At 65.1% G+C, this 14,179-nt stretch carries 14 protein-coding genes and 1 pseudogene; 6 read left to right on the top strand and 9 right to left on the bottom strand.

Features of this window, described 5'->3' with window-relative positions; genetic code table 11:
- Positions 1 to 228 precede the first annotated feature (228 nt).
- Positions 229 to 990 carry an SDR family oxidoreductase gene (locus IEC33019_RS02600; protein WP_099593000.1) on the top strand — a complete coding sequence of 254 codons (762 nt, stop codon included), beginning with the start codon at positions 229 to 231 and terminating at the stop codon, positions 988 to 990.
- A gap of 143 nt (positions 991 to 1,133) precedes the next feature.
- Here the strand turns inward: IEC33019_RS02600 and IEC33019_RS02605 are convergent, their stop codons facing one another.
- Complete coding sequence (locus IEC33019_RS02605) at positions 1,134 to 2,309, bottom strand: MFS transporter (protein WP_099593001.1); 1,176 nt, start codon at positions 2,307 to 2,309, stop codon at positions 1,134 to 1,136.
- A 185-nt stretch (positions 2,310 to 2,494) separates the two neighbouring features.
- Between IEC33019_RS02605 and IEC33019_RS02610 the strand changes: the two genes are divergently transcribed.
- The 3 genes and pseudogenes from IEC33019_RS02610 to IEC33019_RS28095 all read left to right on the top strand — a co-directional run bounded on the left by IEC33019_RS02610 (position 2,495) and on the right by IEC33019_RS28095 (position 6,050).
- Complete coding sequence (locus tag IEC33019_RS02610; protein WP_099593003.1) at positions 2,495 to 3,892, top strand: PLP-dependent aminotransferase family protein; 1,398 nt, start codon at positions 2,495 to 2,497, stop codon at positions 3,890 to 3,892.
- Positions 3,893 to 4,964: 1,072 nt separating this feature from the next.
- Positions 4,965 to 5,189: pseudogene (locus IEC33019_RS28090) on the top strand (HAMP domain-containing protein); the annotation flags it as partial.
- Positions 5,187 to 6,050 carry a methyl-accepting chemotaxis protein gene (locus tag IEC33019_RS28095; RefSeq protein ID WP_372340651.1) on the top strand — a complete coding sequence of 288 codons (864 nt, stop codon included), beginning with the start codon at positions 5,187 to 5,189 and terminating at the stop codon, positions 6,048 to 6,050. The pseudogene IEC33019_RS28090 and the gene IEC33019_RS28095, both read left to right, overlap by 3 nt.
- 63 nt (positions 6,051 to 6,113) lie before the next feature.
- On the opposite strand, the gene IEC33019_RS02620 is transcribed toward IEC33019_RS28095, so the two are convergent.
- The gene (locus IEC33019_RS02620; protein WP_099593007.1) at positions 6,114 to 7,304 is read right to left on the bottom strand and encodes a benzoate/H(+) symporter BenE family transporter; all 1,191 of its coding nucleotides are present in this window, start codon (positions 7,302 to 7,304) and stop codon (positions 6,114 to 6,116) included.
- A gap of 144 nt (positions 7,305 to 7,448) precedes the next feature.
- Between IEC33019_RS02620 and IEC33019_RS02625 the strand changes: the two genes are divergently transcribed.
- A complete protein-coding gene (locus IEC33019_RS02625) occupies positions 7,449 to 8,051 on the top strand; it encodes a glutathione S-transferase family protein (protein WP_099593009.1) in 603 nt (200 codons plus the stop codon).
- A 113-nt stretch (positions 8,052 to 8,164) separates the two neighbouring features.
- Here IEC33019_RS02625 and IEC33019_RS02630 read toward each other — a convergent pair whose 3' ends face one another.
- The 5 genes from IEC33019_RS02630 to IEC33019_RS02650 form a co-directional block, all read right to left on the bottom strand.
- Positions 8,165 to 8,536, bottom strand: a complete 372-nt coding sequence (locus IEC33019_RS02630; RefSeq protein ID WP_099593011.1) for a glutaredoxin family protein — start codon at positions 8,534 to 8,536, stop codon at positions 8,165 to 8,167.
- Between the two features lie 62 nt (positions 8,537 to 8,598).
- Positions 8,599 to 9,144, bottom strand: coding sequence for a GTP cyclohydrolase I FolE (gene folE / locus IEC33019_RS02635; RefSeq protein WP_099593013.1), 546 nt, complete (start codon positions 9,142 to 9,144; stop codon positions 8,599 to 8,601).
- Between the two features lie 71 nt (positions 9,145 to 9,215).
- The gene (locus IEC33019_RS02640) at positions 9,216 to 9,776 is read right to left on the bottom strand and encodes a Smr/MutS family protein (RefSeq protein ID WP_070093733.1); all 561 of its coding nucleotides are present in this window, start codon (positions 9,774 to 9,776) and stop codon (positions 9,216 to 9,218) included.
- A 130-nt stretch (positions 9,777 to 9,906) separates the two neighbouring features.
- Positions 9,907 to 10,227: a hypothetical protein gene (locus tag IEC33019_RS02645; RefSeq protein ID WP_099593015.1), complete on the bottom strand. Its 321-nt coding sequence runs from the start codon at positions 10,225 to 10,227 to the stop codon at positions 9,907 to 9,909.
- A 79-nt stretch (positions 10,228 to 10,306) separates the two neighbouring features.
- The gene (locus tag IEC33019_RS02650; protein ID WP_043209762.1) at positions 10,307 to 10,897 is read right to left on the bottom strand and encodes a cysteine hydrolase family protein; all 591 of its coding nucleotides are present in this window, start codon (positions 10,895 to 10,897) and stop codon (positions 10,307 to 10,309) included.
- Between the two features lie 178 nt (positions 10,898 to 11,075).
- Between IEC33019_RS02650 and prmB the strand changes: the two genes are divergently transcribed.
- Positions 11,076 to 11,984, top strand: coding sequence for a 50S ribosomal protein L3 N(5)-glutamine methyltransferase (gene prmB, locus IEC33019_RS02655; RefSeq protein ID WP_070093735.1), 909 nt, complete (start codon positions 11,076 to 11,078; stop codon positions 11,982 to 11,984).
- A gap of 234 nt (positions 11,985 to 12,218) precedes the next feature.
- Here the strand turns inward: prmB and IEC33019_RS02660 are convergent, their stop codons facing one another.
- On the bottom strand, positions 12,219 to 13,007 hold the full coding sequence (locus IEC33019_RS02660; protein ID WP_099593017.1) for a hypothetical protein: 789 nt from the start codon (positions 13,005 to 13,007) through the stop codon (positions 12,219 to 12,221).
- Between the two features lie 201 nt (positions 13,008 to 13,208).
- On the bottom strand, positions 13,209 to 14,171 hold the full coding sequence (locus tag IEC33019_RS02665) for an alpha/beta hydrolase (protein WP_099593020.1): 963 nt from the start codon (positions 14,169 to 14,171) through the stop codon (positions 13,209 to 13,211).
- Between the last annotated feature and the right edge of the window lie 8 nt (positions 14,172 to 14,179).

Genomic DNA, 14,179 nt, shown 5'->3' on the forward strand with positions numbered 1-14,179 from the left:
TGATGGACGTTGGTCCGCAAAATCACTGATAGGCATGGTAGACCAACCGTTGGTGTGATGATGCTGCCCAGCCAGGCGGTGGGCTGGCTAGACTGCTGGCGATGGTGCACGGCATTTCTGTAGGCGCGATCTTGAGTGGCCCCGGGGGCCGCTGCGCCGCCCTTTCGCGGCACAAGGCCGCTCCTACACAGAGCCGTGCCCAATCCTGAAGACCCTAAGGAGTGAGCAATGAGCATGACCTTTTCCGGCCAGGTAGCCCTGGTCACCGGTGGTGGGGCGGGGATTGGCCGGGCGACGGCACAGGCATTCGCTGTCGAGGGTTTGAAGGTGGTGGTGGCTGATCGGGATGTGGAGGGCGGCGAGGCGACGGTCGCGCTGATTCGCCAGGCCGGTGGGGAGGGGCTGTTCGTGGCCTGCGATGTGACCAAGGATGCCGAGGTGCGCCATTTGCACGAGCGCATCATCGAAGCCTACGGTCGTCTGGACTACGCCTTCAACAATGCCGGCATCGAGATCGAGCAAGGCCGTCTGGCAGAGGGCAGCGAGGCGCAGTTCGACGCCATCATGGGCGTGAACGTCAAGGGTGTGTGGCTGTGCATGAAGTACCAACTGTCGCTGATGCTCGCCGCGGGCGGTGGGGCGATCGTCAATACCGCGTCGGTCGCGGGGTTGGGGGCGGCGCCGAAGATGAGTATCTACAGCGCTTCCAAGCATGCAGTGATTGGCCTGACCAAGTCGGCGGCCATCGAGTACGCCAAGAAGGGCATTCGGGTGAATGCAGTGTGCCCAGCGGTGATCGATACCGACATGTTCCGCCGAGCCTACGAGGCTGACCCGCGCAAGGCGGAGTTCGCGGCCGCGATGCACCCGGTGGGGCGCGTGGGCAAAGTCGAGGAGATCGCCAGCGCGGTACTTTACCTGTGTAGCGATGGCGCGGCCTTTACTACCGGCCATAGCCTGGCTGTCGATGGCGGGGCCACGGCAATTTGAGGCCCATTGAAACTGCGTCGGCCTTTTCGCGGGTAAACCCGCTCCTACAGGTTCTCCGCTGTTCTCAACAACACCGCTGTGCCTGTGGGAAACGGCGCCAGGGCTGGTATTTGCATGGCTGAAAAGTCTAGGCAGCCCAAGAGTCACCGCAAGCCTTGTGGGAGCGGGTTTACCCGCGAATGAGCCCGTGCTGACAACCATAGTGTCAAGGCAACCACTCCACACCCCGCGAGTAACGCGGTGCCAAACACCACCAACGCGGTTCGCGAGCCAAGGCGGTCACTGAGCAGCCCCGTGAAGATCACCGGCAAGCTGAACCCCAGGTACGCCAGCAGAAAGAAACCCGCGCTGGCCCGGGTCTTCTCAGGCCCTGCCAACTGGTTCACCGCCGCCAGCCCACCCAAATAAATGAACCCGTAGCACGCGCTGCTGGCAGCGACCGCGCCCAGCAGCACGGCAGCCAACTGCCCGCTGTCGGCGCCCCAGGCCAGCAGGGCGTAGCTGCAGGGTAGGATCGCCAGGCCCAGCAAGGTCGCCCGCGCGCTGGCCATGCGACGGGCCATCGGCTGGAACAACAAACCACAGCTGATCACGCAGAAGGTCGAGAAGCCGGACCAGGCGCTCAGCCCGTGTTGACGCAAGACGCCCGGCAACAGGGCAATCACCAGGCCTACGCAAGCCCAGGCAAGCAAGATGGCCAGGCCATAGGCCAGGCTGCCCCTGGGGTAGAAGGGCAGGCGCAGCATGGCGCCGCGCTGCGCAGGACGCGGATCGGGCAGGCGCCAGACCAACACCAGCGCGACGGCGGCGAGCAGCAGTTGCAGGTGGAAGCTGCCCGGCGTCAGGGTGGGGCCGCGCACCAAGAAGAGGCTTGTCAGCGCGGCGCCCAGGCCAAAGCCCAGGGACGTGCTGGCGGTCACCCAGTTGGCGGCGCGGCCGCTGTCATTGCCGGCCATCAGCTCGCCCATATAGGCGGTGGCGGTCGCCGAGGCCAGGCCCGTGCCCAGGCCCAGGAACAGGCGCGCCAGGCCCAAGGTCTGCAGGTTGGGGGCGAACAGCATCAGCACCGTGGCGATCATCGACAGGGCCAGAGCCGTGAGGATCAGCGGCCGTCGCCCGACCCGGTCCGCCAGGCCGCCCAAGGCCAGCAGCACGGGCAATACGCCCAGTACGTAACCGGAGAACGCCACCGCAGTGGCGGCCGCGCCTTGGCCGGAGAGGTCGGCGTAGGCGATGTACAGGGGCGCCTGCAGGTTCACCGCGAGGGTGATCAGGCACAGGGCGAAGGCCAGGCGGGCCGGGGCTGAGCGGGTGGTCATCTGGGCATCCTTGGGTTGTCTGTAGTGGCGCTTCGCGGGTGAACCCGCTTCCACAAGCCTCGCGGTGATCCTTGTGGGCGCGGCTGGCCGGTAGGCCAACAGTGATCTCCAACCCTTGCACCAACAAGGCACACTCCCGGCGCATTTGTGATTAACTGTTCGGTAAAAATCAGCGAACACTTCCCATGCCTATCCTTTTGGATCGTGACTGCGCCACCCCGCTGGTCCAGCAACTGACCGAACAGTTGCAAGCCTGGATCGAACAGCAACGTCTGCGCCCCGGCGCGCGGCTGCCTTCGATCCGCACACAGGCCCGCAACCTGGCCGTCAGCCCCGCCTGCGTGATCGAAGCCTACGACCGCCTGGTGGCCAGCGGCTGGCTGGAGGCGCGTCACGGCACGGGCTTCTTCGTCGCCGAGCGTAAGCCGGGCCTGCCCCAGGAAGAGGAACTGGCGTGGGGCGAAGCGGTGGATGGCAGTTGGCGGCAGTTTCGCGAAGGCCACGACGAGTTGCTCAAGCTCGGCTGCGGCTGGCTGCCTTGCGCCTGGCGGGCCAACACTGAAGTGGCCCAGGCCGTGCGTCTGGTCAGCCGTGGCAATGTGGAGGATCTGTTCGACTATTGCCCGCCCTTGGGCCTGGCCAGCCTGCGTCAGCAATTGCACAAGCGCCTGGCGCGCATCGACATCGCCGCCGGCCCCGAGCGCATCCTCACCACCCAGGGCGCCAGCCATGCCCTCGACTTGCTGGTGCGTACGCTGTTGCGCCCAGGCGATGCGGTGCTGGTGGAAAGCCCTGGCTACTACAACCTGTTCAACCTGTTGCGCCAGCACCAGGTACGTATGCTGCCGGTACCGCGTACCGCCAGCGGGCCGGACCTGGACGCCCTGGAACGCCTGCTGGCCGAGCACCGCCCGCGCTGCCTGTTCATCAACAGCCTGTATCACAACCCCACCGGCACCAGCCTGACGCCAAAGGTGGCCTATCGCCTGCTGGAATTGGCCCGCGAGCATGACCTGCGCATCGTCGAGGACGATATCTACGCAGATTTTCAGGACGGCCCGGCCACGCGCCTGGCGACCCTCGACAGCGAGCAGCGGGTGATCTACATGGCCAGTTTCTCCAAGACCCTGAGCAGTTCGCTGCGGGTGGGCTACCTGGTGGCCGATGCCGCGCTGATTGCTCGCTTGGCCGAGCTCAAGATGGTCACTGGCATCGGCACGTCGCGCTTTGCCGAGCAGGTGGTGGGGCAGATGCTCGCCAACGGCAGCTACCGCAAGAGCGTGCAACGCCTGCGTGTGCGCCTGGGGCAGCACATGGCCAAGCTGCTGGGGCAACTTGAGGCCTATGGCTGGGAGGTGTTCTGCGAGCCCTATGGCGGCATGTTTGTCTGGGTGCGCTCGCCTGGGCGCGACGTTGCCAGCCTGGAGCGCATTGCCTTGGACAACGCGGTGCTGCTGACGCCGGGCAGTGCGTTCGACCATCAGGGCGCGCCGAGCGACTGGTTGCGTATCAATGTCGCCTACGGGCAGGACCAGCGGGCACAGGCCTTCTTTCGACACGCAGGGCGACCTTCAGCACGCTGAAAGCGACACGCTCATAGCTATTTGACACCATTGTGACCGGTGGGCCTTGTGGGTGGGGCGCTGCTGTTGCCACTCTTGGCTGAAAAGGGCTGCTGTGCAGCCCATCGCGGGGCAAGCCCGCTCCTACAGGGACCACCACTAGCCTGTAGGAGCGGGCTTGCCCCGCGATGGGCGTACAGCGGCCCCAAAAAACAGCGATGGACTGGGGGAATGGGCGATGCGGGCAACCAAGCACGGTGTTCTGGCCAACCTGGGCATGGCCCGCAAACTCGGGCTGGGCTTTGCCCTGGTGTTGTTGCTGACCCTGGCGGTGGCGGCCATCGGCGTCTTCGCCTTGCAGGGCCTGGGCCAGCGCTTCGATGGCCTGCGCCAGATGAGCCAGTTCAATACCGACTTGCTCAAGCTGCGCCAGCACGAGCAGGGTTTTGCCCTGCGCTCGGACATCAAGGAAGCCGAAACCCTGCGCAAGGACCTGCAAAGCCTGACCGAGCGCGCCCGCAACCTCCCGGCCCTGGCCGCCACCGAAAGCGACCTGGCCGCCTACGGCCAGGCCTTCGATGTCTTCGTCGAAGCCGTGCAGGCCAAGGAGCTGGCCCTGGACATGGCCAGCTGGTCGGTCTCCAGTGTCGCCAACAACCTCGATGTGCTGCAGTCTGGCCTTGCCGACGATGGCACCTATACCCTCAAACAGTCCCAAGGCCAGCAGGGCAGCGAATTCCTCGAGCAGGCCGGCCAGGTGGCTCAGGTGTCGCGCCTGATGCTGCAGGCCATGGACGAGGCGCGGGTGCGCCTGGAGCAGGGGCGTAAGGGTGAGGAGGCGGTCAACGAGGGGCGCATCGCCCAGACCGTCGAGGCAGCGAGCCTGGTCGACCAGCTCAAGGCGTCGGTGAGCGACACCGGTTACCAGAGCGTCTTGGGCGAGGTGGCCGGGCATATCGCCAGCTTCTCCGACAAGCTCAACGAATACACCGACCTGCTGGCCAAGGAACAAGGCATCAAGGCTCAATTGCAGGCCCGGGCCGAGCTGGTCACCAGCCGGGTCAACCAGGCCTATGCGAGCCAGGAGCAAGCCATGCAGGGCGAACTTGCCCGCAGCACGGTCGCCATCGCCTTGGCCACCGCGCTGGCCTTGCTGGTGGGCGTGCTCGCCGCCTGGTTGATCACCCGTGCCGTGGTCGGCCCGCTCAAGCGTGTGATCGCCCGAGCCCAGCGTATCGCCGCGGGCGATCTGGCAGTGGAGACTGAAACTACGCGGCGTGACGAGGTCGGCCAGCTGACCTTGGCCATGCAGCAGATGGCCGCCGGGCTCTCCGGTATCGTCAGTGGTCTGCAACAGGGCATCGAACAATTGGCCGGCAACGCCCAGGCGCTGTCGGCGGTCACCGAGCAGACCAACCGTGAGGTGGGCAGCCAGAAGGAAGAAACCGAGCAAGTGGCCACCGCCATGCAGCAGATGACGGCCACCGTGCACGACGTGGCGCGCAACGCCGAGGAGGCCGCTCAGGCGGCGCAGAGCGCCGACGACAAGGTCGAGTCCGGCCAGCAGGTGGTGCGCCAGAGCATGCAGCGCATCGAACAGTTGGCTGCCGCGGCGGAGACCGCCAGCGCCGGCATCGACAGTTTGAGCGCCGAAATCCATACCATTGGTGACGTGCTGGAAGTGATCAAGAGCGTCGCCGAGCAGACCAACCTGCTGGCGCTCAACGCAGCGATCGAAGCCGCTCGGGCCGGTGAGCAGGGGCGCGGCTTTGCCGTGGTGGCGGACGAGGTCCGGGCTCTGGCGCGGCGCACCCGGCAATCCACCGAAGAGATCGAGCGCCTGGTCGCCAGCCTGCGCGGCAACGCCCAGCAGTCGGTATCGCAGATTCGCGGCAGTACCGAGCTGGTGCGTCTGGCGGTGGCCGATGCGCTGCATACCGAAAGTGCGCTGGGCAGCATCGCGGCTGCGGTGTCGTTGATCCAGCAGATGAACCAGCAGATCGCCGCGGCGGCGGAGCAGCAAAGCTCGGTGGCCGAGGAAATCACCCGCAGCGTCACGCAGATCCGCGGCAGCGCCGATCAGGCCGCCCTGGCCATGCAGGACAACGCCCGCTCGAGCGTCGAGTTGGCGCAGTTGGGCACTGACCTCAAGGGCATGGTTGGCCACTTCAGATTGTGATCGAGTGTGTCGGCCCTTCGCGGGTTAACCCGCGAACAGGCCGGCACTGACAACAAGGCATCGTCAGCCTTTGCGTGGGCTCAGGATCAGCAAGGTCAACACTCCCGCCACAATCCCCCAGAACGCCGAGCCGATCGAGAACAAGGTGAACCCCGAGGCCGTCACCATGAAGGTGATCAGCGCCGCCTCACGCTCGCGGGGTTCGCCCATGGCCACGCTCAGGCCGTTCATGATCGAGCCAAACAACGCCAACGCCGCAATCGACAGCACCAGCTCTTTGGGCAGCGCCGCAAACAGGGCTGCCAGTGTGGCACCGAACACCCCGGCGATGCCGTAGAAAATCCCGCACCATACCGCCGCGGTGTAGCGCTTGCTCGGGTCCTCATGGGCGTGGGGGCCGGTGCAGATCGCTGCGCTGATCGCCGCCAGGTTCACGCCGTGGGAGCCGAACGGCGCCAGCAGCAGCGAGGCAAAGCCGGTGGCCGAGATCAGCGGCGAGGCCGGCACCAGGTAGCCATCGGCCCGTAGTACGGCGATGCCCGGCATGTTCTGCGAGGTCATCGCCACCACGAACAGCGGGATGCCGATGCTGATGGTCGCCGCCAGCGAGAAGCTCGGCGTGGTCCACACCGGCTTGGCCACCTCCAGGTTGAAGCCGCTGAAGTCCAGCAGACCCAGGGCGCCGGACAACGCAGTGCCCACCAGCAACGCGGCCAGCACGCAATAGCGCGGCGACAGGCGCTTGACCAGCAGGTAGCTGAAGAACATGCCCAGCACCAGCACGGTGCGGTGTTGGGCCGCGACGAAAATCTCGCTGCCGATCTTGAACAAGATGCCTGCCAGCAACGCCGAGGCCAGGGATGCCGGGATGCGACGCACCAGACGCTCGAAGCTGCCGGTCAACCCGCAAATCAGCACCAGCACCGCGCAGGTGATATAGGCGCCGATGGCCTCGCCATAGCTGACCCCGCCGAGGCTTGTGATCAGCAATGCAGCGCCGGGGGTCGACCAGGCGATGGTGATGGGCGTGCGATAACGAAGCGACAGGCCGATGCTGCACACCGCCATGCCGATCGACAGGGCCCAGATCCACGAGGAAATCTGCGCACTGGTCAGCCCAGCGGCCTGGCCTGCCTGGAACATCAGCACCAATGAGCTGGTGTACCCCGTGAGCATGGCGATGAAACCGGCGACAATCGCCGACGGGGAACTGTCTGCCAGAGGGCGCAGGCGCGCGGAGGTGGCATCGGTCATTGAAAAGTCCTTGTAAAGGTGTAAGCAGTTTTTTCAGACTACCGTGACCGGGCGCAATCCTTGCGATACAGCGACCATTGCATTTAGCCGTACAGTCGCCAACTATTGGGCACGATTGCGTAACTGCGCGGGAGGGGAGGAGTGATGTACAAGGTTTACGGGGATTACCAGTCGGGCAACTGCTACAAGATCAAGTTGATGCTGCATTTGCTGGATCGCCCCTACACGTGGCATCCGGTGGATATCTTGAAGGGCGAAACCGAGACGCCCGAGTTTCTGGCGATGAACCCCAACGGCAAGGTCCCGGTGTTGCAGCTCGAGGATGGCACCTGCCTGTGGGAGTCCAACGCCATCCTGAACTTCCTGGCCGATGGCAGTGATTTTTTGCCCACCGAGCCACGCCTGCGCACCCAGGTGCTGCAATGGCAGTTCTTCGAGCAGTACAGCCACGAGCCCTACATTGCCGTAGCGCGGTTCATCCAGTTTTACCTGGGGCTGCCTGACGAGCGCGTGGAGGAATACCGCAAGTTGCACAAAGGCGGCTACAAGGCGCTCAAGGTCATGGAGAGGCAACTGCAGATGACGCCTTATCTGGTTGGCGACCAGTATTCGATCGCCGACGTGGCGTTGTATGCCTACACCCATGTGGCGCATCAGGGCGGGTTCGACTTGACGGATTATCCGGGCGTGCGGGCGTGGTTGGCGCGGGTGGCGAGCCATCCGCGGCATGTGCCGATGGTGGACTGATCCAGGCTTTTTGCTAGCGGTTCCGGCCCTATCGCGGGTACACCCGCTCTTACAGGGTTGTTCGTACCTGTGGGAGCGGGTTTACCCGCGAAAAGGCCTCCACAGCCTGTGTTTCAGACTGCCGCGAAGCGTTTGTCCAGGTAGGCAATGATGTCCTTGGACTCGTACATCCAGGTCACCTCGCCAGCTTCCTCGATACGCAGGCACGGCACCTTCACTCGGCCGCCGCCCTCGAGCAGGGCCTGGCGGTGGGTCGGGTCGTTCTTGGCGTCGCGCAGGGCCACCGGCACGTTGAGGCGGTGCAAGGTGCGGCGGGTCTTGACGCAGAACGGGCAGGCGTGGAACTGGTACAGAGCCAGATTCTGGGCGTCTTTGGTGACCTGCGCCTGGGCTGCGGCATCACGCTTGCGCTTGGCCGGGCGGCTGATCCAGTCACCGAACACGATAAGCTGGCCGAGGCCGACCCGCAGGGCTTTGACGATCATGGACAACTCCTGAACAAAAGAAAAAGCCGACCCCGAAGGGTCGGCTCGCAGTCACACGCCGATCACTTGATCAGGCTGAGGAACTCGCTGCGGGTGGCGGCATTGGAGCGGAACTCGCCGAGCATCACCGAAGTGATCATGGTGGAGTTCTGCTTCTCGACGCCGCGCATCATCATGCACATGTGCTTGGCCTCGATGACCACGGCCACGCCGGCGGCACCGGTCACCTGCTCCACGGCCTCGGCGATCTGGCGGCTGAGGTTTTCCTGGATCTGCAGGCGGCGGGCGAACATGTCGACGATGCGCGCGACCTTCGACAGGCCCAGGACCTTGCCCTTGGGCAGGTAGGCCACGTGGGCCTTGCCGATGAAGGGCAGCATGTGGTGTTCGCACATCGAGTAGAGCTCGATGTCCCGGACCAGCACCATCTCGCTGTTGTCGGAGGTGAACAACGCGTCGTTGGTGACTTCTTCCAGGGTTTGTTCATAACCGCGGCAAAGGTACTTCATGGCCTTCGCGGCCCGCTTGGGCGTGTCGCGCAGCCCCTCGCGGGAGACGTCCTCGCCGAGTTGGCTGAGGATCGCGGTGTAGTTCTGTTCCAGGGACATGGATCTACCTGTGGGGGATTAATCGCAAAGACGAAGGGTACGGCGGCGAAGGCGAGGCTGCAAGCCTGGCGTCACTCGTCGCGGCCTTCGAGCATGGTGCGCTTGAGCATCACATAGACCGCGCCGGTGCCGCCATGGCGGGCCTGGCAGGAGGTGAAACCGAGCACTTGCGGGTGCTGGCGCAGCCAGGTGTTGACGTGGCTCTTGATCATTGGCCGCTTGCCGTCCAGGCGCGCCGCCTTGCCGTGGGTGACGCGCACGCAGCGCACTTCGAGCTTTGTGGCCTCGGCGATGAAGTCCCAGAGGGTCTCGCGGGCTTTTTCCACGGTCATGCCGTGCAAATCGAGGCTGCCCTCGAAGGCGATCTGGCCAAGCTTGAGTTTGCGGATCTGGCTTTCCTGCACGCCATCACGGCGCCACATCAGCTCGTCCTCGGCACCGACGTCGATGACGAACTGGTCGGACATGCCATCGACCACCAGGGGCTGGTCGCTGTGCACGGTCGCTGCGATGCGCAGGCCGGCCAGCTTCTTGCGGTCGGCCTTGGGTTTGCCGACATCGGCGCGGTCGTGCTTGATCGGCTTCACGCCGTGCATCTGGGCGCTGAAGAGGGAAAAATCGTCGTCTTGCATGGTGCCTCCACGTAGGGGGCGTAGTTTACGTGATCAGCCTTTTGACGTCAGTACCAGCCAGGCCTGGTTGTGTAGGCGTGGCGCCGCGTAGCGGCCCCAGGCGCTGTAAAGGGGAGTCTTCGCGCAAGGCTCAGTCGTGCTTTTTCATCAAGTGCGGCGACAGGTTCAGCCCGTGCCCGCGACGCAGGCGGATCCGGCTGCGCCGCCAGAAGCGCACGCCCATGTAGAGCAGCAGCAAGCCAACCCCCGTCAGGATCACTGACAGCGGGCGGTTGGCATTGAGTTCGGCCAGGGCGCTGTAGTTGCCCAGAAGGCCTGCGATGCCGGCCATGGCCAGCAGCACGCCCAGGGTGGCCACCAGGGCGGACAGGCCGGCAGCCAGGCGCGCACCCCAGTTGCGCGGTTCGCGCTGGCGCAGGCGTTTGGCGTCGAAACTGCCTTTGAGCTTCATTCCGATTTCCTCTGTAGGTATCCGGAATTCGACCTGGGGTCGGCCCTGGGGTTCCGCCCGTCTGCCGGGCGGTCGTGGCTCAGATCAGGCTGGCGGTCGGGGCGACACAGGCGAAGTTGTCGGCCATCACGGCCATTTCACACTGATGGATCTGCGCGGCCGGAATCACCGTGTCCTTGAACGCGAGGTCGCGGGTGGTGGAGGCATCCGCGACCAGGGTGCAACGATAACCATAGTCCTTGGCGCGGCGCACGGTGGTGCTCACGCTCGAATGGCTCATGAAGCCGCAAACGATCAGGTCCAGGTGACCCAGCTCCTGCAGCGTCTCGTGCAGCTTGGTGTTCTTGAAGGCGTTGGGCATGCGCTTTTCGATGATGATCTCACCTTCGCGAGGCTCCAGCCCCGGGATGAACTCGCCGCGGCTGCCCTGCGGGTCGAACAGGCCACCGACGGTGCCCAGGTGGCGAACATGGATGATCGGACGGCCGGCCTTGCGCGCGGCGTCGAGCAACCGGGCGATGTTGGCCACGGCCTCGTCCATGCCCGACAGCGCCAGGGGACCGCTGAGGTACTCCTTTTGCGCATCGATGACAATCAGGCTGGCTTGGCCCAGCTTGGCCGGCGGATAGTCGCGGCCGCTGAGGCGGAACATCGTGGTTGGAACGGACATCAAGGGCTCCTTGGGTAGGGCTTTTGTATACCTATTCTCCCTTGCCTCGGCGCCAATGTGAATGGTTGACATTGCAGACAGCATGGTTACTGGCGTCTGGCTACCGGCTGGGCAATCGAAGGGAACATTTGTGTCGGTGGGCTGTTAGACTTTTGTCCTGTCTTAAAAGGAGTCATCCGTGATCACATCCCGCCTGCGCACCCTGCGCGACCATATCCGCTGGGCGGTCAGCCGCTTCCATGAGCACGACCTGTTCTTCGGCCACGGTGCCGACAACGCCTGGGACGAAGCCCGCCTGCTGGTGCTGGGCGCCGTGCACTTGCCGTGGGAAGTGGCCGACAGCTACCTGGACTGCCAGCTGGAAGATGACGAACGCGTGCGCCTGCAGCACCTGCTCAAGCGCCGAATCGAAGAGCGGGTACCCACCGCCTATCTGCTGGGCGAGGCGTGGTTCTGCGGCATGTCGTTCGTGGTCGACGAGCGTGTGCTGGTGCCGCGCTCGCCCATCGGCGAGTTGATCGAAAAGCGCTTCGAACCGTGGCTGGCCGCGGCGCCTGCGCGCATCCTGGACCTGTGCACCGGCTCCGGTTGCATCGGCATCGTCGCCGCTGACGTGTTCCCCGAGGCCGAAGTGGTGCTGGCCGACCTGTCCTTCGATGCGCTGGAAGTGGCCAACCACAACATCGAGCGCCACGGCCTGGAGGAGCGTGTATACACCGTTCAGGGTGATGGCTTCGCCGGTCTGCCGGGGCAGCGCTTCGACCTGATCCTGTCCAACCCGCCGTATGTCGATGCCGAAGACTTCGCCGACATGCCGGCTGAATACCACCACGAACCCGAGCTGGGCCTGGCCTGTGGCAACGATGGCCTGGATCTGGTGCGACGCATGCTCGCCGAGGCGGCTGACCACCTGAACGAGAAAGGGCTACTGATCGTCGAGGTGGGTAACAGCCAGGTGCATGTCCAGGCGTTGTACCCAGAGGTGGACTTCGCTTGGCTGGAGTTCGAGCGGGGCGGGCATGGCGTGTTCATGCTGACCGCCGAGCAGTGCCGCCAGCATCAGGAGCTGTTCCGCTCCCGCGTCTGATCAAGGCAAAGGGCTGCGGCGCAGCCCATTCGCGGGTAAACCCGCTCCCATAAGGTTCGACGCTGACCTGTAGCAGCCGAACTGCGACGCAGCAGTGGGTGGGAAAATTACTGGAAGGGCAAGGCGCAGCCGCTGCATTGGCCGGGCTGACGCCTTCGCGGGTAAACCCGCTCCCATAAGGTTCGACGCGGGACCTGTGGGAGCGGGTTTACCCGCGAAGATGACGCCGCGTCTCTAGCGGGTGGCGATCCAGATCAGCAACCCGGCCTGGAACACGGCAAACGCCACCAGGCAGGTGATGGTGAACCGCAAACCGCTGTCTTCGCGGCGGTACTTGGCGACCCGTTCATCGCGCTCGCGCAACTGCGCCTGCTTCTCCAGTAACTGCTGCTCGGCCTGTTGCAGCATTCCGGCGGCTTCGAGGATCTCGACGCGCTGGACTTTCTCGTTGTTCCAGCCGCCCTTGAGCTGGCCCACCGGGGTGTCCACGGTACGCCCCTTGAGCAGTTGCCCCCCCTCGTACTCCACCGTCAGGCCGACACTGCTGAGCACATGATCGCGGCGCAGTCGGGTGTCTTCGTTGAGGGCATCCTTGTTGGGCAGCGCCATGCCCTCGACCTGATAGTTCGACCAGCGCTGTTGCAGCCATTGCACTGCCTGGCCCAACAGGAATCGCCCCAGGCCGCGGTTCAGGGGTTCCAGCTGCAAACCGTTGTCGTCGCCAATGCGCACCTGACGCTGCTCGTGATCGACGCGGATATCCAGCTGGTTCTGCTCCTTGCGAACCTTCTGCCCGGGCAGGCGGATTTCCAAGCGCAGCAGGCTGTGCGTCTTGCTGTGCCGCTCGGCATGGCCGAACTCGACGAAGCGCAGCGGGCGGGCGCCGCTGTTGCGGTCGGTGGGCAAGGCCGCCAGGCGCAGCAACTGGAAGTGTTCGCAGGCCAAGTCTTCCCAGGGCAATGGGGCGCGTTCCGGGGCTTGGGGTTCTTCGTCCGCCTCAACGGCAGCGGGGGCGTCGGTCATCAGGGGTGTCCTCGAATGCACGGTGGCGGTGATTCGATCGGGGCTGCCTTGCAGCCTTCTCGCGGCACAAGGCCGCTCCTACAAGCGTTACGCACCGCCTGTAGGAGCGGCCTTGTGCCGCGAAAGAGCCGCATGTCGACCCCAAACCCACCGCCTCAATGATTCCGTTATCGGCAGCGACCAACACTTCCTGAGCCGAATCTACGCCTGCGGCAACTGACGGATGAACGCCACGATCCGCGCCCCCAGCTCACGGGCCAATGGCAGGCCCGGGTTGCGGTAGCTGTCGCGTTGCTGGCTCATGTCCCGTGGGCTGATGCGCAGCATGTGATTCATGCCATCGATCAGCGCCAGTTGCGCGTCGGGCTTGGCGGCCTTGAGGCGCTCGGCATCGGCGACCTCCACCTGCACATCGTTGCGGCCCTGGATGATCAAAGCGGGCATCTGCAGACGAGCGAACGCTGCCGCCGGGTCCTGGCGCAGCAGCGAAATCAGGTAGGGCTGTACGCTCGGGCGAAACACATCGCGTAGCGGCGCGGGTACATCGAGTGTGGTCTGCCCGGCCTGCAGGCGGTCGATCACCGTGTTGCCGCGCGCCAGTTCCGCCGGCGGCAGGCGCTGGGCCAATTGTTCGCGTAGCACGTCGGCCACGGGGCGACCACTGCCGGCCACGGTGATCACCGCGCTGGCGCCGGCCTGTTCAGCGGCCAGGGTCGCGATCAGCGCGCCTTCGCTATGGCCGAGCAGGATCAATGGACCGAAGCGTGGGTCGGCCCTGAGCTTGCGGCCCCAGGCCACCGCATCGGCCACATAGCGTTCGACGCTCAGGTCCCGCTCATCGGGCGTGGCCGGCTGGCTGGCGGCCACGCCACGTTTGTCGAAGCGCACGCTGGCGATGTGCTCGCCGGCCAGCAGCAAGGCCAGGCGCTTGAGGTTGTCCAGGCGACCGCTGGCGGGGTTGTTGCCGTCGCGGTCGGTGGGGCCGGAGCCGGCGATGATCAGCACCACCGGCGGTGGTGTGGCCTGTTGGGGCAGCAGCAGGCTGCCATGGAGCACGCCCTGGCCGGTGTCCAGGTCGATGGGGCGTTGCAGGACGGTCGGGGCGGCGGCCTGGGCGAGGCCTGTGCACAGCAGCAGGAGCAGGGCGGCGAGGCGCAACATCATAGGGCTAC

This window comes from Pseudomonas putida (genome assembly GCF_002741075.1).
Lineage (GTDB): Bacteria > Pseudomonadota > Gammaproteobacteria > Pseudomonadales > Pseudomonadaceae > Aquipseudomonas > Aquipseudomonas putida_T.

What these genes read in the sequence shown, in the direction of transcription:
- IEC33019_RS02605 (WP_099593001.1), bottom strand. Translation starts at nt 2,309, where the DNA reads ATGACCACCCGCTCAGCCCCGGCCCGCCTGGCCTTCGCCCTGTGCCTG.
- IEC33019_RS02660 (WP_099593017.1), bottom strand. Translation starts at nt 13,007, where the DNA reads ATGACCGACGCCCCCGCTGCCGTTGAGGCGGACGAAGAACCCCAAGCC.
- IEC33019_RS02665 (WP_099593020.1), bottom strand. Translation starts at nt 14,171, where the DNA reads ATGATGTTGCGCCTCGCCGCCCTGCTCCTGCTGCTGTGCACAGGCCTC.
- IEC33019_RS28095 (WP_372340651.1), top strand. Translation starts at nt 5,187, where the DNA reads ATGGCCGCCGGGCTCTCCGGTATCGTCAGTGGTCTGCAACAGGGCATC.
- IEC33019_RS02645 (WP_099593015.1), bottom strand. Translation starts at nt 10,227, where the DNA reads ATGAAGCTCAAAGGCAGTTTCGACGCCAAACGCCTGCGCCAGCGCGAA.
- IEC33019_RS02640 (WP_070093733.1), bottom strand. Translation starts at nt 9,776, where the DNA reads ATGCAAGACGACGATTTTTCCCTCTTCAGCGCCCAGATGCACGGCGTG.
- IEC33019_RS02650 (WP_043209762.1), bottom strand. Translation starts at nt 10,897, where the DNA reads ATGTCCGTTCCAACCACGATGTTCCGCCTCAGCGGCCGCGACTATCCG.
- IEC33019_RS02630 (WP_099593011.1), bottom strand. Translation starts at nt 8,536, where the DNA reads ATGATCGTCAAAGCCCTGCGGGTCGGCCTCGGCCAGCTTATCGTGTTC.
- IEC33019_RS02610 (WP_099593003.1), top strand. Translation starts at nt 2,495, where the DNA reads ATGCCTATCCTTTTGGATCGTGACTGCGCCACCCCGCTGGTCCAGCAA.
- IEC33019_RS02620 (WP_099593007.1), bottom strand. Translation starts at nt 7,304, where the DNA reads ATGACCGATGCCACCTCCGCGCGCCTGCGCCCTCTGGCAGACAGTTCC.
- IEC33019_RS02625 (WP_099593009.1), top strand. Translation starts at nt 7,449, where the DNA reads ATGTACAAGGTTTACGGGGATTACCAGTCGGGCAACTGCTACAAGATC.
- IEC33019_RS02600 (WP_099593000.1), top strand. Translation starts at nt 229, where the DNA reads ATGAGCATGACCTTTTCCGGCCAGGTAGCCCTGGTCACCGGTGGTGGG.
- folE (WP_099593013.1), bottom strand. Translation starts at nt 9,144, where the DNA reads ATGTCCCTGGAACAGAACTACACCGCGATCCTCAGCCAACTCGGCGAG.